This window comes from Paenibacillus polymyxa (assembly GCF_018614975.1).
Lineage (GTDB): Bacteria > Bacillota > Bacilli > Paenibacillales > Paenibacillaceae > Paenibacillus > Paenibacillus polymyxa_E.
The window spans coordinates 52118-71678 of record NZ_JAGGNR010000047.1 but is presented as its reverse complement, the minus strand read 5'-3'; the positions used below and the strand labels follow the sequence as shown (position 1 = coordinate 71678).

Sequence of the window (19561 nt, the reverse complement as noted above, 5' to 3'; positions counted from 1 at the left end):
GGACGAGCAAGCCATCATTCAACTGTTATTTATTGTTCGCAAGTACAGATTCGGCGTTCTTGCGGAATGTTTCTGCAGCCTGTTCAGGTGTAATTTTGCCAAAGTTCAACTCTTCAACCACATCTGCAAGAGCAGAGATTACTTCAGGTGAACCAACCGGTGGCGGAGAACTCATTGGTGAAGCCTTAGGCTCCATTGCTGCTACGAATTCAAAGACCTGTTTTGTTGCGTCACTCAGCTCAGGTGCGATGGCTTCTTTGATTGCTCCTGAGATTGGCACACCGCGCTCGCCTTTGATCAATTTATTGGCTTCCACGTCATTCACCCAGAAATCAATGAATTTAGCCGCTTCTTCCTTCACTTTGGAATTGGACGTTACACCCCAATACATACTTGGTTGCATATATAGTCCTTTTTCCATATCCGGTCCTGGCATTGGAGCGATTTCGAGTGGACGGTTCGCTACCTGTTGCAAGGCTACGAACTGGTTGGACCATTGCCATACGCCGATTCCTTTTTCCTTCACGAGATCTGATTCCTCAATAATGCCTTTGGTTTGGTTGGCTACATCCGGCGTAGGTGCTGCACCTTGCTCGATCATGCGGCGCATAAGTCCGAAGAACTCCACAAACAATTGGTCATCATCATAACCAAGACCAGTTCCTTCTGCATTGTAAAGTGACAATCCTTTAGTACGCAGGAAGTAGTGGAAGAAAATATCCGGCGCTACCCCTCCATCAAAATACAGGCCTTTATCGGCGGCTTGTTTACCCAGTGCCTCGTACGATTCCCAGGTTACATTTTCAGGGTAAGTATCTACTCCGGCTTTTTTGAGCAGGGCAGGATCATATTGGAAACCCAGTACGTTAACACCGGCAGGTACACCGTATTGTTTACCGTTAATCACACCTGTGCTGATAACGTTCTCAGACACATCGTCCACTTTGATCTGATTGCCCAGATATGGAGCAAGATCCTCAAGCTGACCATTCTGTGCATATTGGCTGATGTAGGAAATATCCATCTGAACGATGTCAGGCAACTGATTGGCCGCTGCTTGTGGTGCGAGCTTTTTCCAGTAGTCATCAAATGAAGCATATTCCACGTCGATTTTGACATTCGGGTTCTTCGTTTTGTACAGGTCGATGACCTTCTGTGTATATTCATGCCTTGCATCTGAGCCCCACCAAGCGATCCGCAGAGTAACCGAGTCATCCCCAGACGCTCCTTCAGTTCCTCCACCTGAACTACACGCCGCTGTAAACACGAGCAATGCAGCCATCATCAGGAATATTGCCTTTTTCACCATGCCAATCTCCCCTTTTTATGTTGATATGGTTCTGTGAACGAGTTATCCCTTTATTTCTGATAACGCTTTCACAAACTTATTAATGTCATTTTCGCAAATGTACGACCAAAGTTGAATACACAAAACCGTCTTGTTGGTTTAAAAAACAGAGGAGGACAACAGTCACCCTCTCGGCGCTGTTCGTCCTCCCCAGACATGAAACACATGATTGGTAGTCCATTGTTATATGCCGATTCTGCGGAATTCCGTAGGTGTCATCCCGGTCCACTTTTTGAACACCTGACTAAAATATTGCGAGTTGCCCCCGAATCCGAACAATTCAGCAAGCTCGAATACTTTCACATCCCCGCCTCTGCGAATATGGTCACATGCGCGTTCAATACGCAGGCGATTCACGTAGTTGGAGAAATTCTCACCTGTGACTTTTTTGAAAATTTTACCGAGGTAATCTGGATTCATATATAACATCTGGTGGGCAACTCCATTGAGAGAGAGATCTGCCTCTCCATAATGACGATCCACGATATCCATCATCTTTTCCACAGCAGAAGACTGACGACTGATATGGTTTTTGTAATAACCGGCAGTTAATCGGGCTGCACTGCTTGCAACAAAAGACTTCAAACCAGATAACGTATCGATATGCGGCAGTTCTGCCATACGCTGGGTGAATTCCGTTGCCTCCTCAGGTGGACAGACATGAACCATCGCCGAGTACAGCTGCACTACGTAAGAGCGAGTCACTTCAATTTCCAGCTGCCGACGCGATAATAGATCAAACAGACGATCCACCTCTGCCGCTGTTTCCTCGCTATTGCCCGATTTGATCAACTGACACAGTTGTTCCGCATCCTGCTCTACATGCACCCCGTCGCATTCTCCCGCCAGTACCAGATCATTCTTCGTGATCAGCTTGCCTTCACCAATAAAAAAGCGATGGTTCAAATACTGCAATGCCTCACGAAACAACCGCCGGGACTGAATCATTCGATCTGCTTCACTCAACGCAGCGGTCACTTCCAATTTATATAGTCTGGTGAATGCAGCCCGAACCTCTTCAATACTTTCTTTCAGTCCGGCCGGATCAGCTGAATCCGCGAGCAGAATGAGGAGTTTGCCTTCAATGGTTGTGCTTAACAGGACATGCGGGAGCAGGTCACTGGCAATGTTTTTGATAGCAAATAAGTGACTGTAATCATGTTCATCTACAATTCGGAACAGCAGTAACCGAACTGTGTTCTCTTCAAGCTCCAGATCAAACAGCTCCTGATAATACTCCAGATCAACCGGCCCATAGGTACGGTTGGTCATGAACTCGAGCAGAAATTGCTCCTTCACATGCGGAAGGACACGCTGCAATCGCTGTTTCATCTCACCGGCAACATGCTCCTTCACCTGGGCATCCTGATGTTCCTGCAACAGTTCAGTTAACGCATCATGGATCTGATTCTCATTGCAAGGTTTGAGCAAATAATGCTTCACACCATACTGCATCGCTCTGCGGGCATATTCGAACTCTTTATAGCCAGATAACATAATGAAACGTACTCCCGGGTATGCTTCGGATGCTTTCTCTATGAGTCCTAGACCATCCAGACCTGGCATGGAAATATCCGTAATGATAATATCCGGTTTCGACTGCCCTATTTTGTCCAGTGCTTCAATCCCATTCCTCGCCGTGCCTACCAATTCAGTACCTGCTGCGGCCCAATCGACCACTTGGGATATCCCCTCCAGAATGACACGTTCATCATCTACGAGCATCACTTTGTACATCGTCATCGTCCTCTCTAATCCAAGGTATGCTGATCGATACTACAGTTCCTGATCCGGGCTTGCTGCTCATCACCATTCTGCCTTCTTCGCCAAAGGTCAGCCTGATTCGTTCCTGGATGTTAGATAACCCAATGCCCTGTCCTCTTGTCTGAATACGTCCTTCGTGTAGTTGTTCCAGAAATTCCGGTGTCATCCCCGGACCGTCGTCCTCGACTTCAATAATCACCTTATCTCCATCTGCTCTCGCCAGAATACGGATCCGGCAAGGGTCAATGCTTGGTTCGAGTGCATAATGTATGGCATTCTCCACCAACGGCTGTAATGTTAACTTCGGTATCCGCGCCGTTCCTACCTCTGGGGCAATCTGCATATCGAAGTCCAGTCTTTCCTCAAAACGCGTGCGCTGAATCGTCACGTAACTGCGGACAATGTCCAGCTCTCTTTCCAGCGTAATCCACTTCTCGGACATATTCACAGAGCTGCGCAGCAGAAATCCGAGAGCCTCAACCATTTCTGAAATCTGTCGTTGCTTCTGTACTTTAGCCAGCCAGTTAATGGATTCCAGCGTGTTGTATAGAAAATGTGGATTAATCTGCGCCTGAAGCGCTTTCAACTCAGTTTCACGAATCACAAGTTGCTTGGCATAATTTTCATCAATCAATTCACGTATCCGTTGAAGCATCATCTTGAATGTGCGATGCAGCATTCCGACCTCATTTTGCGGAGACATTGGGACATTGCCGAGGGCAGCTTCCTCCAGTTTATCGAGATCCCCTTTTTCAATATTACGCATCTTCTTGATCAACTGCGCAATCGGGTGGGTGATACTGCGGGAGAACTTCGCTCCAATAATCAATGCTACCAGAAAAATCATAATGAAGATGACCGTGACCAGCTGTTTGACAAACTGAATTTTTTTAAACATCTGGTCAAAAGGCGTCGTATATAGGTAAGTCCAGTCAGTGTAAGAAGAGTTAGCCCGGGCAACAAAATGACGACCATGCTCAAACATGGCAATGCCATAAGGTTGGGTCCGCTTCAGTTCAGACTCAATCTCGGCTTCACTAACTGCCGATTCTGTTGGATAGATCACTTCTTTTCCATCGGTAATCAGTAATTGGGAGTCCTCAGCCGGTTCTTGCATCTGGTCCTGTACAATTCGGTCCAGCCGTACGCGGATGATCAGTGTGCCGAGGTCATCCAATGTAAATGCTCCGCCAATAAAGGATTTCACCTGTCGGACCGACAAGAGTCGGGACTGTTTATCCCCACTGGTATGCCAGGCATTGGAGCCCGAGTATTGCTGTCCCAGTGCAACCAGTTCCTTTTGCTTCGACTCCGAAATCCCTTCCCGGTTCCCTGCAGCCATGACGTTATTATCATTATCGATAAATAGCATAGAATAGACGTACTTCTCAGAACCCGCATAAGCAACCAATCGGTTGGTAATTTTCTTGCGCAGACCATTTCTCTCATATCCCGTCTCAGCCTTTTCAAGTTGAAGCAAATATTGTTGAAGCGGCTCGTCCGACATCACCTTGAAGGAGAGATTGGAAATTTCACGAAGTTGATTCTCAATGCCTACTGAAGACATATTGAGGACCTGCGAGGATTTCTCATAGATCTGGCGGTCATAGATGCTGAATACATATCGGAGTACGGATGCATAAAACGTAAAGCTGATTAACATTAACAATCCGATGAGAAGAATCGTTTTGTGATGAATTGGCAGTGTTGTGAAAGCGTTCTTAATTTTGTTCATCCTAAGCGCTCCTTTGGCTTGCGGAGGGTGCCTGTCATGCTATAGGTTAGTGGTTTTAATGTAAGTTATTTTCATATTTACACATCCATTGGTCATCTGACAAGATATATTTATGCAACATTTCAGGTCATTAGAGAAGGTATACATCTGTGTCAGCAACTCAAAAAGAACACAAAACAGCCAGAATACCTTGAACAGATCAAGGTATTCTGGCTGTTGAATAACATCATGTTAAAGCATGAAATACATATTATGGATTAACAAAAACAGTTTTTAGCTTGGCTACATATTGCACATCAAAGCCAAGACCTTCCGCTACCATGGCAAGCGGTACATACGTTTTGGACTCCTTGCCTACCTTGTTCAGGAATGCAGGTGTATCCACGGCAACGGATGCCCCATTGACCTTAACTGCATTGGCACCTATCTTCACGGCAACCTTCCGGTCTCCGTATGTAATCGTTGCGGTTGACGTTTTGTTATCCCACACCGTTGTTGCACCTACAGCGTTCACGATATCCTGGATCGCCACAAAGTTTTTGCCGTTACGGATCATCGGTTTGTACGGTGTATTTAATGTTTTGCCACTCACGATAATATTCATGGGTTCACCTGTGGCAGGTGCAGTCAGCTTGGTGTAATCTCCCCAAATCGTTTTGGCAAATACTTCAGCGATGGCCGCATATCCAAATTGGTTCGGGTGGAAATCACGATCTTTGATCATATGTGTCATCGTGCCTTCACCACCAACAAACTCCTTGGCCACGTGTGCGACTTTGACATCGGTACCCTGAGCAGTGAATTGTGCTGCAATTCCATCAATGGTCTGTGTGAAACCTTGGGATGCCTCCATCAGTTTGGCATAGAGGGCCTTGCCCGCTACTTCTGGCATCGGTTGATACTGGTCGGCGATGACAATTGTAGCTGTCGGATTAATTTCATGGATATCATTAATCGTTGCACTAACATTGGCTGTATATGTTGCGAGTAATTCTTTTACCTTCGCTTGCAGCTCCTGATCACTCAGTTTGTCTGCTGTACCGAGAAGCTCAGATACATCATTTCCCCCAATGGTAATTGCAACCAGATTGGCCTGTGCTACACTCTCACGGATTGCAGCAGTATTGGCTCCGATCTGTCCCGCTCTTGGATCAGGAAGACTTGGTTGAATGGCTTCAGAAGTCAGCGTTTTGCCATCCTTAATTGCAGTCGTGAAGTTTTTCAGGCCACTGGTTTTCAATCCGGCAATCCCGTAGTTGTCCACCTGTGTACGTCCATGCAGCAAACCTTGCTCATGCAAACGTTCTACATAACCATAAGGCAATTCTTTTGTGTTGGGCTCATATCCTACGGTTATGGAGTCTCCCAATGTCACGATGCGGATCTCCTTCGTTACGGCTAATACATCTTTCTTCGCAGTCAACGAAGCCTCGTTAGTACCTGCTGGCAATACACCGGTTTTGGTGTTAGCTGCGTGTGCAGGCAATGCAGATGATGTGAAGAGCAGCATTCCTGCCAACATGCTTACCGTTAAGCCGGCAGCTGTATTTTCCCATATACGTTTACGCTTCATTCAGGGTAACACTCCTTTTCGTGAATCTATAATTACACTAATATATAGTACATCGCTCTTTCCAATGACATCAGTTCGTGTTACTCTATTCTATCATTTTAAAGCAGGTGTTGTCCTCTCTACTGAGAGCACACATGAAATAACAGACTCCCTGATGGGGAGCCTGTTATTGGTGAAGCACAGCTATAACGTTCAGTGATTCATTAAGATTGCGGCTTATTCGAGTCCTCAGAATTCGAATGACCCATGTCGCTCTCCAGTTTGTTCCCGGTAGCTCGCCCCAGATACCGATCATAACGATCGTCCACTTCGTGTGCCATCTTCCGGTACTTTAACGTTTCCTCGACAATTGGATCACGTTCTGTCTGGATTCGTACTTCATATTTGGGAGGAATCAGCTGGCGTTCACGCTGATCGGTGTCGCCGGACTCTTCCATGTCCCCTTCCGTCAGCATATCACGGAGCCGCCGTTCCAGTTCTTTGGATTCATCCATTGTTCTCGCTCCTTTAATTAAAGTCATACCTGCGTAACTATTACTTTTGTACTTTCACTTCGTTTCTTCAGATGCTTTTTGTCTCCTCCGTTAATGTACAATTACAGGTTATTAAAGCATCGATGAGTTGAATAAACTCACTCCAGACCGGTTGCTTTCGCTTCCTTCAACACATCCGTCAGCGCATCATGGATTTTGCCATTGCTGGCAACGACATGATGCACAGACAGTTGGTAAGGCGTTCCGATGGTATCGGTCACCTTGCCGCCGGATTCTTCAACCAACAGCGCACCTGCGGCAATATCCCACGGTTTCAATCCAACTTCGGTGTAGGCACTGAGACGTCCTGCGGCAACATACGCCAGATGAAGGGCGGCAGATCCGCCTGCACGCAAGTTACGAACTTGCGGAGCAAGAGCCTGCACAGCAGCCATATTCAGTGGCAACGCAAAGGTTGTGTCTGCCGGGAATCCAACCGCAATCAGGCTTTGAGCCAGTTCCTGTTCACCAGATACAAGCATCCGGTTTCCGTGAACATATGCTCCTTTACCTTTTTCCGCAACAAACATTTCATCACGGGAAGGGTCGTAGATCACGCCGACAATGACTTCACCATTGTGAGCCAATGCGATGGACACCGAATAAAACGGGAATCCGTGAACAAAGTTCGTCGTTCCATCGACAGGATCAACAATCCAGAGGAACTCTTCTTCCTCTGCCTCTTTCAATGCTTTTGCCGAAGCTTCCGGTCCCGGTTCCACACCTTCTTCACCCAGAATGGCATGGTGAGGGAAATGCGTGAGAATCAGGCGGCGGATCATCTGCTCCGCTCCTTTATCCACTTCGGTCACCAGATCTTGGGGTGAATATTTGGTACCAAGTTCAGCTACCGTCCCAAGACGGCTTTTGATCCATTCGCCAGCTTTGGAAGCTGCATTAATGGCAACGGCAGTATAGCTTTTGCTTGTCACGACATAAGGTATCTTTTCCTTCTCATTCAAAGCGTTCACTCTACTTTCTATATCAATCTACGAAAAGTTGAAATACTTGTTAAAAGTATACGCCCCACAGGCCGTAAAGTTTCTCGTTGCCCAAGCCCCTTTTGGCTCTACGGATGAATGATGACGGTAGACTCGTCCACCCACTCCACACCCTCTTCGTGATAAAATGCCAGCTTCTGCATCAGTTGTACAAGTGCCTCATCTTTGCGTTTAGCCTCGATCATCACGTCAATCCTTGGGGTATCTGCTGCGATATGACGCAAGAAGTCGAGCACAGGCTCTACCTCCACACCATCGGCATGACCTCGCAGATCCTTCTCACTTTTTGGACTGGAGACATGGATTTTGGGTGGCAATGGCTGATCAGCCGGTGAATCTGCCTGTGCAAGCGGTGAATCCCAGGTCTTCAGGATATCAGGCCACAGATCCCATGCCTGTTCTCCTTCGTTGTTCACCCACTGGTGATGGATATCCAGTACCATGGGCAATCCCAGGCGCTGGCACACGGCCAGTGTCTCAGGCGCGTTGAACGTTTTGTCATCATTTTCGAGTGTGAGCCGCTCCTGAATGTCCCGATCCAGCTTCAAAAAGTTTTCTTCAAAACGAAGCGCCGCCGAAGGCTTGTCCCCGTATGCACCACCAATATGTATATTGTTCTTGGCAGTGGCATTCAGCCCCATGGCATCCAGCATCCGAACATGATGACGAAGGTCGCGAATCGAGTTGTGCAGAACTTGCTCGCGGGGGGTACTAAGTACGGTAAAATGATCCGGATGAAAGGACACACGCATATGATTTTCCTTCACAAAATCACCAATGGCCGCAAAGTCCTGCTTCAGTGCCGGGAACGGGTCCCAGTCATTCAGGTCCTCGTGTGTTGCCAGTGGAATCAATTTGGAAGAGAAGCGATATACATGTATATGGCTACCCTTGTTGTGCCTGAGCAAACGTAATGTATTGTGCAGGTTCTCGGCTGCAATCCGTTCGAGCTTGCGGATCGCTGCTTCCCTGTCATCGATTTTGTTAAAACTCGACATGGTCATGGTCCGGGAAGGTGACGCGTTCTCTATAAGCACGGACATTGCCACGTAACCAAAGCGTACGAGCATGAATTTCTTCCTCTCTATTAGGGCGGAAAACCCGCACGGCATATTCAGCCGTCAGGATGTACCGTCACTGTATATAACCAAGTTTTACCCTAAAAGAGTGACCATAATCGTATTCTGGCAAATCAGTCCATCCGACTCACACTTACAATCCACAACTATTCCTGTGCTTGCTCTCCAAAGAACATCTCATCCGCAAGGGCAGTCTGGATGCGTGATTCTTCCTCCGTCAATTTGCGGATGAGTTGCATCTCCACCTCAGTTACCTCTTGCCCCTGGAAGTTGATCTCCGCAATGGAAACCACGATCTTGACGATGGCTACAGCCACGTTATCCGGTGTGTATGCAATCACTTTCTGGCCGGTAGGAAATACCCGGAAGCCCTGTTTGACCATTTTGCCGCGTCCGTATTCTAGCAGTTCGAACAGCTCCTGCTCATTCTTGAACTTGCATACGGAATTGAATTCAGTCTGAAATCCCATGCATATTCCTCCTGATCTTGTGGTCGCAGGCTACGCCTGTACGCCGTTCTCGTAATTCAGTGCCTGCTTGCGGTTGTAACGCTCCAGTGCCAGCTCAATCATGCGATCCAGCAGTTCGGCATACGATACACCTGTCTCACGCCAAAGAAGTGGATACATGCTATATGGTGTGAAACCAGGCATGGTATTGACTTCATTAATAAGCAAAGCGCCGTCATTTTTCCGAATGAAGAAGTCCGCACGTGAAATGCCGTTACCTTCAATTGCACGGAACGCCTGCAGAGCTGCCTCGCGAATGCGATCTGCGGCCTCTGGGTCCAGTGGAGCTGGAATCAGCATCTGTGATTGACCATCAATGTACTTGGCTGCATAGTCATAATACTCACCGGAGGATACGATCTCGCCTGGAACGGAAGCCATGGGCTCGTCATTGCCGAGGACGCTGACCTCAACCTCGCGGGCTTCAACGAACTCCTCAATGACAACCTTAGTATCATACCGAAGTGCGAACTCAACAGCTGTCTTCAGCTCATCGCGGTTACGTGCTTTGGAGATGCCTACACTGGAGCCCAGATTCGCCGGTTTGATAAAACAAGGATACCCCAGCTGATCTTCAACCTGTACGATCATTTCGTGCTCTGTCTGCTTCCATTGTGTCGCGTTAAAATACGTAAAGGCACATTGGTCAATGCCAGCCTGTGCAAACAGCTTTTTCATGACCACTTTGTCCATGCCGCCAGCCGAAGCCAGTACACCTGCACCTACATATGGCATATCCGCCATCTCGAACATGCCCTGAATGGTGCCGTCCTCTCCAAACGTACCATGCAGCAGAGGGAACATCACGTCCAAGGCTTCTGCTCCGCCATACAAACGGCCAAACAGGGCGTTCAGCGCATCCTGCGTTCCACCCGCTGATTGCTCCAGCTTCAGATCTTCAATCTGCGCGAACGGCGCATGCATGACAGGTCCTTTTTTCCATGTCCCCTGCTTGGAGATATAAAAAGGAACCAGTTCATACTTTTCGTAATCAAATGCGTTTGTTACAGCAAACGCCGTTTGCAGCGACACCTCATGCTCGCCCGATTTTCCGCCGTACACGACGCCTACTTTTAATTTATCCATACTCATGTGTACCCTCCGATTATCTGTGCCTGATGCTGTCATGTTTGCATGCTCAGCACCCTTGTTATACTGCTTGCGTTACCCTGGTCTTATTTTACACGGAACTGGATGTCTGCGTCACCGCATCCCGAAAATCTTTCGTCATCAAAACTCATCTGCAATATGAAAAAGCCGGTATACCGTCCGCTCCGTCCAAGCGTAAGAATCCCGGTAATCCCAAAATCGGTGACGGCTGCTAACCGTATGTGCGTTAACAAGCGGCATACCGCCCGCATCAAACGCGGTCACAACGGTGCTGTGCTGAAATCGTCCATCTCCATCCCAATCGTAGAGAATAACATCGCCGAGCATCAGCTGCTCAGGACGCTCCACTTCTGTCGCGGTCAGACCCCAGCTGCTGCCTGATAAATAACGCTCCAGACTGTTGGAAACTGCCCAGCTGTAACTCCACATTTCGGAGCCGTTCACATACCCTTTATACCACCAGCCAGCTTCTCTTCTACCAGTATAGTGGATGGGTGCGCCCCCTGCAAAGAGACATTGGGACACGTAATTGGTACAATCCACATCAAATTCCTCAAATGCCGGATTCCCCGCATTCCACCACCGATCTGCGTAGGCAACCGCCAGATCTCTGCGATATGACTGTTGCCGTGAGCTTCTTCCTTGACCCAACACTTCCCGATTCAGCAGCGGCCGATTCATCGCCTGTACAAAATCAGCTTGTTGAAACGGACGCCCTTCCCCAGCAGGGCGACGCTCCGGCACTTCTCGCTCGACCCGTCCAATGATCCATCCACCACTCTGCCGCAGAAAGGTTAACCGCTCCCGCTCAATCCGGTCCTCCCGGTGGGTGATCCCGCTCTTCTCGTAGAACAGTCTGCTATACAATTGTACATCCACCACCGCTTCTTCCTGGCCATCCATAAGCGTGCGTACAAGCTTGGCGCTGGTCTCGCTGCGAAGAGGCACGGCGCGCCGCTTACGATACCATTCGTCCAGCCTTGCCATACGCTCTCCCCGTTCCACCACGAAGTCAGGATCGGTAACGATCCGTTCGCTGGTCTGTGGACGGTAGTCGATCTCACAGCGATTGTACTGGTTCACGTAAGTATATAAGGCACTCTTCCATTCCCGTTCCAAGCCTATGTCCCCCTTTGGCATGAGTTCTGTCTGGAATATTTCATTGCGTATATAAACTCCTACTATTCATATGAGAGGGTCTTCGGTTGTATGTACACGAGATGACTTATTCCTGCTCACCTCACGAAAACGCCTTCATCGGTCCAAAAGCTTGCTTGATCAGGCAAAAAGACCTTTACGTACGGAGGTGAAAACGGTATACTTAAAACTAAAGTTATGATTATGAAATTACGTTTCATCTGATGAAACTAACAAACGAGAACACGGAATGATGAAGGCCTGTTCTTCACCTAAATGAACGTTTTCTTCATCTCACCGACACATCCCAAGGAGGTACATGTATGTCAGCAAAGAATCATTTCTCCGCCGCTCGCAGTCTTGAGGTTGGAGGCAAGTCTTACCGCTACTACAGTCTCGATGCTCTTCAGGAAAACGGCCACGGCGATCTTTCCAGGCTTCCTTTCTCCATTAAAGTGTTGCTTGAAGCAGCCATTCGTCAATTCGACGGACGTGCCATTACCGAAGAACACGTAAAACAACTGACCGGCTGGGCAGATGGCCGTGACAATAACAAGGAAATTCCATTCATCCCTGCACGTATCGTTCTGCAGGATTTCACCGGTGTACCGGTTGTTGTTGACCTCGCTGCAATGCGTGATACTGTGAAAAAAGCAGGCGGCGACCCGAAACAAATTAACCCGCTCGTACCGGTCGATCTCGTTATCGACCACTCCGTCATGGTTGATGCTTTTGGTACCAACGATGCACTTGATTACAATATCAAGGTCGAGTTCGAGCGTAATGAAGAGCGTTACCGTTTCTTGCGTTGGGCACAAACGGCATTCAACAACTTCCGTGCCGTTCCACCATCCACAGGGATCGTTCACCAGGTTAACCTGGAGTATCTGGCTTCCGTGGCAGCAACCAAAACTATTGACGGCGAAACCGTTGTATTCCCGGATTCCCTCGTAGGTACAGACTCCCACACCACCATGATCAACGGACTTGGTGTTGTTGGTTGGGGTGTTGGTGGAATCGAGGCCGAAGCAGGTATGCTGGGCCAACCGCTTTACTTTGTAACACCGGACGTTATCGGTTTCAAACTGACAGGCAGCCTGAGTGAAGGCGCAACAGCAACGGATCTGGCACTGACCGTTACCCAATTGCTTCGTAAAAAAGGCGTTGTTGGTAAATTCGTAGAGTTCTACGGACCAGGTCTTGCCAACATCGGTCTGGCTGACCGTGCAACAGTAGCCAACATGGCACCAGAGTACGGCGCAACGATCGGTTTCTTCCCTGTTGATAGTGAAACGCTGAACTATCTGCGTAATACTGGTCGTCCTGACGAGCAGGTTGAATTGGTTGAAGCTTACTACAAAGCTCAAGGCATGTTCCGTACATCCAGCACCGTTGATCCTGAATTCACAGATGTGATTGAACTGGATCTCGGCTCTGTTGTACCAAGTCTTGCAGGACCAAAACGTCCACAGGATCGCATCGAGCTGACACAAATGAAAGAAAGCTTCAATAGCATCATCCGTACACCTGTCGATAAAGGTGGATACGGACTGAGCGATGAGAAAATTGAAGAAATCGTACCTATCAAACACACTGACGGCTCCACCAGCGAACTAAAAGCAGGCGCGGTTGTCATTGCGGCGATCACAAGTTGTACGAACACTTCGAATCCAAGTGTTATGGTTGGAGCGGGACTACTGGCGAAAAAAGCAGTTGAACGCGGCCTGACCAAACCAGGATATGTGAAAAGCAGTCTGACACCAGGTTCCCTTGTTGTTACCGAGTACCTGGAAAAAGCAGGCCTGAACACGTATCTCGATAAACTCGGGTTCAACGTTGCCGGCTACGGTTGTGCAACATGCATCGGTAACTCCGGCCCACTGCCGGACGAAGTGAGCGAAGCTATTGCTGAGAACGATATGACCGTAGCGGCTGTATTGTCCGGTAACCGTAACTTCGAAGGCCGTGTGCATGCACAGGTTAAAGCCAACTACCTGGCATCCCCACCACTCGTTGTGGCATATGCACTTGCGGGTACAGTGAATATTGACTTTGAAACCGATCCAATCGGTTATGATACGAACAATGAGCCTGTATTCCTGAAAGACCTCTGGCCTACCTCCGAGGAAATCAAGGATACCATCGCTAGTTCCCTGAACGCTCAGATGTTCCGCAACAAGTACGAGAATGTATTTACAGCCAATGAGCGTTGGAATGCCATTTCTGTACCTGAAGGTGAATTGTACGAGTGGGATCCGAACTCCACGTACATTCAGAATCCTCCGTTCTTCCAGGAGCTTGGCGACAAGTTGAACGATATCGCAGATATCCGTTCTGCACGCGTGATGGCATTGCTTGCGGATTCCGTAACAACGGATCACATCTCGCCAGCAGGTAATATCGCACCATCCAGCCCGGCTGGACTGTACTTGAAAGAGCATGGCGTAGAGCGCAAAGACTTCAACTCCTACGGTTCACGTCGTGGTAACCATGAAGTCATGATGCGTGGTACGTTTGCCAACATTCGTATTCGTAACCAGGTGGCTCCGGGCACCGAAGGCGGTATTACGAAGTACCTGCCAACGGACGAAGAAATGTCCATCTACGATGCTTCCATGAAGTATCAGGATGAAGGACAGAACCTGATCGTTATCGCTGGTAAAGAGTATGGTACAGGTAGCTCCCGTGACTGGGCGGCAAAAGGAACATTCCTGCTCGGCGTCAAAGCCGTTATCGCAGAAAGCTTCGAGCGGATTCACCGTAGTAACCTGGTTGGCATGGGCGTAATGCCATTGCAATTCCAGGAAGGTCACGGCTGGTCCAGCCTTGGTCTGAACGGACGTGAAACGTATGACATTACTGGCCTTAGCAATGATGTGGAGCCAGGACAAGAATTGAAAGTTACCGTAACTCGTGAGGACGGTACACAGTTCGACTTCCCTGTTATCGCTCGTCTGGACAGCATGGTTGACGTGGATTACTACCATAACGGCGGTATCCTGCAAACTGTATTGCGGCAAATGATGAAAAAAGCATAATGATATAAATCATTAATGTGATGAAGTTATACAGCGAAGCTCCCTATTACGTGCAATCAGCACGTGGCGGGGAGCTTTGTTTGCTTTGCTTTCCTATAATCGGGATACATTTAAAAATCAATTTTCAATCCAACTTCCTTTTAATGTCCAATATGATGTGAGACTTGATCCAACAGTTGTAGTGAACCCATAATCAGAAACAGAGATGACATGATAATAAGCGAGCCTCCGACCCATCTCGACATGATCACTCGCTCCGTAATCTGTTTTTCCGAAGCATCCGTTGCCTTGTGTGGATACATGAGAAACATTAGCCCTGCGCTAATGAACAGTACAGCCATTATAATCAAGTTCTTCTCCTCCTTACACATGACTTTCCTTAGAATTTAACTTTTTCGTCGTCACGCGGGATTCTCCTCCCGACAACACCTTTTTCAGACCCATAGCCATAGTGAAAACAATATATCCAATCAATCCGCCGAGTGTATTAAGCATCAGATCATCCACATCGAATATGCCCATGCCAGTCAACAGCTGTGTCACTTCATAGCCCAGACTGAGCAGCAGGGACAGCAGGAATACCTTTATTCCAGAGAATAATTTATTGCCCGTCAAAACAGGAATGAAGATGCCCAGTGGGATAAAGGCCAGTATATTGCCTACCAGATGAATTGCGGTACCCGGACGATGTAACGACAGACTGTTCCAGTCTCGTGAAATTTCCTGAAATGGTGTCAGGTTGACGGTTCGCGTATGGATCAGATCCGGTTGTTGCAAGAATGCGATAAGTCGAACCTTCACAATTTCCAAGTCGACAGCACTTCCTTTGAACAGAATTATCTTCGTCACTAGATATAAATAGATAATGAAAACGGCAATCCAAAGGATGTAATATTTGTTTTTCTTCTGGTTGTTGTGCTTCATGTTGTTTTGCCTCCCTTGTGTTGCCCTGTTATTTCTTTACGGTGACGATGATGCCATCCATGTTATCACCCGATATCTCAGTTTGGCCGTGCTCAGGTATGTAAACGGTCGTATCTCGGGTGGCCTTGTAATAGCGGATATGATACTCCTCTTCTTCCACTTCCACAGTAATGTTCTCTTTTTCTTTTAGCAAATCGAGATACTCTTCCAGCACCAGATTATTCTTATGCATAACAGCACTGTGCGGCAGCCCTACATATCGAAAGTGCCATGGTTCATACTGAATGCCCGTTATGCGCACTTTATCCTTTGGATAACGCAGAATAAATCCGTATTCCCATGCATTCTTCTCCAGCCAGGCACCCTCTGGTGCTTCATTCATCGCCGCCAGGCTGGAGCCGATATCCAGGGATAACCCAAGATTGTGCTCACTGTGTCCCGCAGGAAGTGCATAGTCTGAACCCTTTTCCTGATATAACTCGTCCTGCTTCGCAAAGTCCCTGTATCCACTGCTGACGAGAAAATATCTGACTCCCTCTTCGCCTGCAGCTTCCACCATCTTCTGAAACTCCTGTGCCACCTCCCGGGATAACATGATTTTCTGATCCAGTATTCCATATCCACGAAGCAGCTCATCCTCATCCGCTATATATACAATATCGGATTGAACCCCTTCCGCCCCAATGGGGTATTGCTTATTAACCAGTAACAAGTTCCCCTTATGTACCTGATCCTGAATATTTCCCGTGACAGATACCGTATAACCTGCGGGACTTTCGCGCGTATTCTGAATCTCGATGGGCAATTCATCCTTCTGCTGAAGCCATCCTGGTGATTGTGTAACGATATATCCGATCAAAACGATACATATTAAAAAGCCCCACTTTTTCATGCTTGTTCCTCCTTCTGCCTCATACATCAAGGATAGACAAAACAAGTTAAAGAAAAAGCAGGGCATTTTTAAAGTTTTTCTTAAATTTGACGTTAGCCCTCATTGAGATACGGGCAAACGAACTTCGAATAACGTCCGTACCACATCACTCTGGGCCGAAATCGTCCCGTCATGCTGTTCCACTATATTGCGTGCAATAAATAAGCCAAGGCCTGTCCCACCCTCCTGGGGGGTCCGAGCGCGATCTCCGGTGTAATACATATCGAAGATATGCGGCAATTCCTCTGGACGAATATGTCCACCATAGTTAATCACCTGAATAATGATCTGTTCTGCATCACGATGTCCGTTAATATCTACGTACATGCCATCCTTGCCATGCCTTGCAGCGTTAATCAGCAGATTCTCGAACACACGAGCCAGCAACTCACCATCACCGGAGACCGTAAGGTCAGTGTCTATTTTTAGTCGGGTGATGAGATGATTCTTTTCAAATACAGGATAGAGTTCTTCGTTCATCTGCTTCAGCAGTTCGCTAAGATCCAGCTGTGTCTTGTTTATAGGCAGCATGCCATAGTTCATGCGAGTAATTTCGAACAAATCATCAATCAGCTTCTCCAGACGCTGTGATTTGGTGAATGCAATCGATGTAAAGTGCCGCACCTGCTCCTCCGTTAGCTGATCATCCTTCATGAGCAGATCCAAATATCCAAGCACAGACGTCAGCGGTGTTCGCAGGTCATGGGCCAGATTGACGACAAGCTGGTCCTTACTATTTTCAGCAAAATCCCCTCGTTTCACCGCTTCCCTTAACTTCTCACTTGCCAGGTTCACATCCTCCGCAATTGTACCTAACTCATCCTTCGAGGAGATCTGCACACGATGCTGAAAGTCTCCATTGGCCAAATGCCTGATCCCTGTAGAAATATCCTTGAAATACGTCGCGTAGGGCTTGGTAAACCAGAAGAAAAATAGAATGGCGAGTGGAATGAATAAGATCAGGAAGAAATAGATATCTCCAATGCTTTTCATAAAATGACGATATTCAGCGAGCTGATCTTCTGCACGGACACCCGAATAATAGGCTTGTAAAAGCTTGTAAATCCCATAGGTAATTGCGCCAGAGGCAAGCATGCTTAACCCTAACAACATAATCATGGTTGTACGAAAACTTCTTCGTTTAGTCATTAAACGTGTACCCCACACCCCAAATGGTTTTGATAAACTTGTTCTTGTTCACATCTTCTCCCAGCTTTTTGCGCAGGGTACGAATGTGGACCATTACCGTATTCCCGCTCTCATAATACGCTTCTCCCCACACCTGTTCAAAGATGCTTTCGGCACTGAACACCTGCTTGGGGTGGCTCGCGAGCAGATACAAAATGTCAAACTCCTTCGGTGTTAGTTCCACTGGTTTGCCGTAGAGTGTAACGCGATGTTGATCTGGCGTGATGATGAGCCCACCTTTCTCCAGAATGGACCTCTGCACAGGCGCAGACTGGCTGAATTGCAGCGAACGACGTAACTGGGAGTTAACCCGGGCAACAAGCTCCATCGGATTAAACGGTTTAGTCATATAATCGTCCGCACCCATCACAAGCCCCGTAATTTTGTCCATATCTGACGTTTTGGCACTCAGGAAAATGATCGGTAAATGATGCTGCTCCCGAATTTTACGGGTCACCTCATACCCATCCATGCCAGGCATCATAATGTCCAGAATCGCCAAATCTATCGCTTGAGTCTGAACAGCTTGAACCGCCGCCTTCCCGTCAAAGGCCTTGATGGTGTGATATCCTTCTTTTTGTAAATGTAAAGCAACCAGATCAGCGATCTCAACTTCATCGTCTGCGATCAGAATCGTAATTCGCTTCATTGCTTATTCCACTCCTATGTGTGATGCTGGGCATTATAACATATTTGAATCCAACAGATAAACCAATGAAAGGAATCCATACATATGAAACTGGAGCGTTTATTAGCCATCGTAGTGCTGCTAATCAATCGTGGACGGGTACAAGCCAAAGACTTGGCAGATATGTTCGAAGTATCGATCCGGACCATCTATCGGGACATCGATACACTAGGTCAAGCAGGCATCCCTGTGGTGACGTATCAGGGGGCAAGCGGCGGGATTGGTCTGGCAGAGGGCTACCGTCTGGATCGAAACGTATTAACAGACAAGGACCTCGCTTCCATCGTCACTGCACTTCGCAGTGTATCCACCTCCCATGCTAATGCGGCGCGTGAGCTTCTGGTCGAAAAACTCAGTAGCATCGTACCTGAATCCAAAAATGACGATTTTCAGGCCAATACCAATCGATTCATCGTTGATTATTCAACCTGGACGCATCCCGAAGCGCTAAAAATCAAGCTTGAACTTATCGAACAAGGTATGGATCAATTGCGACCCGTAACCTTTACCTACTGCAGTGCGGAAGGTATCCAGACTCACCGAACTGCCGACCCTCATACCATCGTACTCAAGAAGCATTCCTGGTACCTGTATGCTTTTTGTCACGAGCGGAATCAATTTCGCATGTTCAAGCTTGTGCGCATGCAAGATGTCACGCTTGCTAATGAGCACTTCGAGCGTAAAGTCATCAACCCACAGGACAGACCCTGGCAACAGGAATGGAGCCGTCCAGACAATCAAGCTAAGTTAACCTTGAAATTCCATCCTCGCGTCCGTCATATTGCGGAAGAATGGTTTGGGATCGAGAACGTCATCCCTGATGGGACTGGGTATTATATCAGCCAGGTTGCTTTTCCAGAGGATGCGTGGTTATATGGGTTCATTCTGGGCTTCGGCGCGGACATTGAAGTATTGGAACCTCAACATATTCGGGACGAGATATGCCGTATCGCGGAGCAAATTGTACAAAATTATATCTCCCCGACTCAAACCTGACAGACAG

17 protein-coding genes are annotated in these 19561 nt (G+C 47.7%); 2 read left to right on the top strand and 15 right to left on the bottom strand.

The annotated features are described in order from the left end of the window. Nucleotides 1-25: 25 nt before the first annotated feature. The 10 genes from J7E78_RS26330 to J7E78_RS26285 form a co-directional block, all read right to left on the bottom strand. On the bottom strand, nucleotides 26-1309 hold the full coding sequence (locus tag J7E78_RS26330; protein ID WP_215079431.1) for an ABC transporter substrate-binding protein: 1284 nt from the start codon (nucleotides 1307-1309) through the stop codon (nucleotides 26-28). A 222-nt stretch (nucleotides 1310-1531) separates the two neighbouring features. Further along, nucleotides 1532-3085 (bottom strand): response regulator, encoded by a 1554-nt coding sequence (locus J7E78_RS26325; RefSeq protein ID WP_215079429.1) that lies wholly within the window; start codon nucleotides 3083-3085, stop codon nucleotides 1532-1534. After that, complete coding sequence (locus J7E78_RS26320) at nucleotides 3060-4847, bottom strand: sensor histidine kinase (RefSeq protein WP_215079427.1); 1788 nt, start codon at nucleotides 4845-4847, stop codon at nucleotides 3060-3062. The genes J7E78_RS26325 and J7E78_RS26320 overlap by 26 nt, the downstream gene beginning before the upstream one ends. Nucleotides 4848-5097: 250 nt before the next feature. Further along, complete coding sequence (locus J7E78_RS26315) at nucleotides 5098-6420, bottom strand: stalk domain-containing protein (protein WP_215079425.1); 1323 nt, start codon at nucleotides 6418-6420, stop codon at nucleotides 5098-5100. A gap of 203 nt (nucleotides 6421-6623) precedes the next feature. Beyond that, a complete protein-coding gene (locus tag J7E78_RS26310) occupies nucleotides 6624-6914 on the bottom strand; it encodes a hypothetical protein (protein WP_215079423.1) in 291 nt (96 codons plus the stop codon). A gap of 137 nt (nucleotides 6915-7051) precedes the next feature. Next, the gene (locus J7E78_RS26305) at nucleotides 7052-7915 is read right to left on the bottom strand and encodes an inositol monophosphatase family protein (RefSeq protein WP_251035276.1); all 864 of its coding nucleotides are present in this window, start codon (nucleotides 7913-7915) and stop codon (nucleotides 7052-7054) included. Between the two features lie 107 nt (nucleotides 7916-8022). Beyond that, the gene (gene uvsE / locus J7E78_RS26300) at nucleotides 8023-9024 is read right to left on the bottom strand and encodes a UV DNA damage repair endonuclease UvsE (protein ID WP_215079419.1); all 1002 of its coding nucleotides are present in this window, start codon (nucleotides 9022-9024) and stop codon (nucleotides 8023-8025) included. Between the two features lie 155 nt (nucleotides 9025-9179). Continuing rightward, complete coding sequence (locus J7E78_RS26295) at nucleotides 9180-9503, bottom strand: hypothetical protein (RefSeq protein ID WP_036614107.1); 324 nt, start codon at nucleotides 9501-9503, stop codon at nucleotides 9180-9182. Between the two features lie 30 nt (nucleotides 9504-9533). Continuing rightward, complete coding sequence (locus J7E78_RS26290) at nucleotides 9534-10634, bottom strand: D-alanine--D-alanine ligase (protein WP_036614110.1); 1101 nt, start codon at nucleotides 10632-10634, stop codon at nucleotides 9534-9536. Nucleotides 10635-10772: 138 nt separating this feature from the next. Then, nucleotides 10773-11792 carry an amidase domain-containing protein gene (locus tag J7E78_RS26285; protein WP_197997991.1) on the bottom strand — a complete coding sequence of 340 codons (1020 nt, stop codon included), beginning with the start codon at nucleotides 11790-11792 and terminating at the stop codon, nucleotides 10773-10775. A 320-nt stretch (nucleotides 11793-12112) separates the two neighbouring features. Between J7E78_RS26285 and acnA the strand changes: the two genes are divergently transcribed. Further along, the gene (gene acnA, locus J7E78_RS26280; RefSeq protein ID WP_215079417.1) at nucleotides 12113-14827 is read left to right on the top strand and encodes an aconitate hydratase AcnA; all 2715 of its coding nucleotides are present in this window, start codon (nucleotides 12113-12115) and stop codon (nucleotides 14825-14827) included. A gap of 140 nt (nucleotides 14828-14967) precedes the next feature. Here acnA and J7E78_RS26275 read toward each other — a convergent pair whose 3' ends face one another. From J7E78_RS26275 to J7E78_RS26255, 5 genes are all read right to left on the bottom strand, one after another. Continuing rightward, a complete protein-coding gene (locus tag J7E78_RS26275; RefSeq protein ID WP_215079415.1) occupies nucleotides 14968-15177 on the bottom strand; it encodes a hypothetical protein in 210 nt (69 codons plus the stop codon). A gap of 13 nt (nucleotides 15178-15190) precedes the next feature. Then, nucleotides 15191-15751 (bottom strand): VanZ family protein, encoded by a 561-nt coding sequence (locus tag J7E78_RS26270; protein WP_215079413.1) that lies wholly within the window; start codon nucleotides 15749-15751, stop codon nucleotides 15191-15193. A 28-nt stretch (nucleotides 15752-15779) separates the two neighbouring features. Beyond that, the gene (locus J7E78_RS26265; protein ID WP_215079411.1) at nucleotides 15780-16643 is read right to left on the bottom strand and encodes a M15 family metallopeptidase; all 864 of its coding nucleotides are present in this window, start codon (nucleotides 16641-16643) and stop codon (nucleotides 15780-15782) included. A gap of 99 nt (nucleotides 16644-16742) precedes the next feature. Next, nucleotides 16743-17831 (bottom strand): HAMP domain-containing sensor histidine kinase, encoded by a 1089-nt coding sequence (locus J7E78_RS26260; protein ID WP_215079409.1) that lies wholly within the window; start codon nucleotides 17829-17831, stop codon nucleotides 16743-16745. After that, nucleotides 17824-18519 carry a response regulator transcription factor gene (locus tag J7E78_RS26255; RefSeq protein ID WP_036668222.1) on the bottom strand — a complete coding sequence of 232 codons (696 nt, stop codon included), beginning with the start codon at nucleotides 18517-18519 and terminating at the stop codon, nucleotides 17824-17826. Before J7E78_RS26255 ends, J7E78_RS26260 begins: the two co-directional genes overlap by 8 nt. A gap of 84 nt (nucleotides 18520-18603) precedes the next feature. Here J7E78_RS26255 and J7E78_RS26250 point away from each other — a divergent pair, with 84 nt between their 5' ends. Then, nucleotides 18604-19554, top strand: coding sequence for a helix-turn-helix transcriptional regulator (locus tag J7E78_RS26250; protein ID WP_215079407.1), 951 nt, complete (start codon nucleotides 18604-18606; stop codon nucleotides 19552-19554). Nucleotides 19555-19561 lie beyond the last annotated feature (7 nt).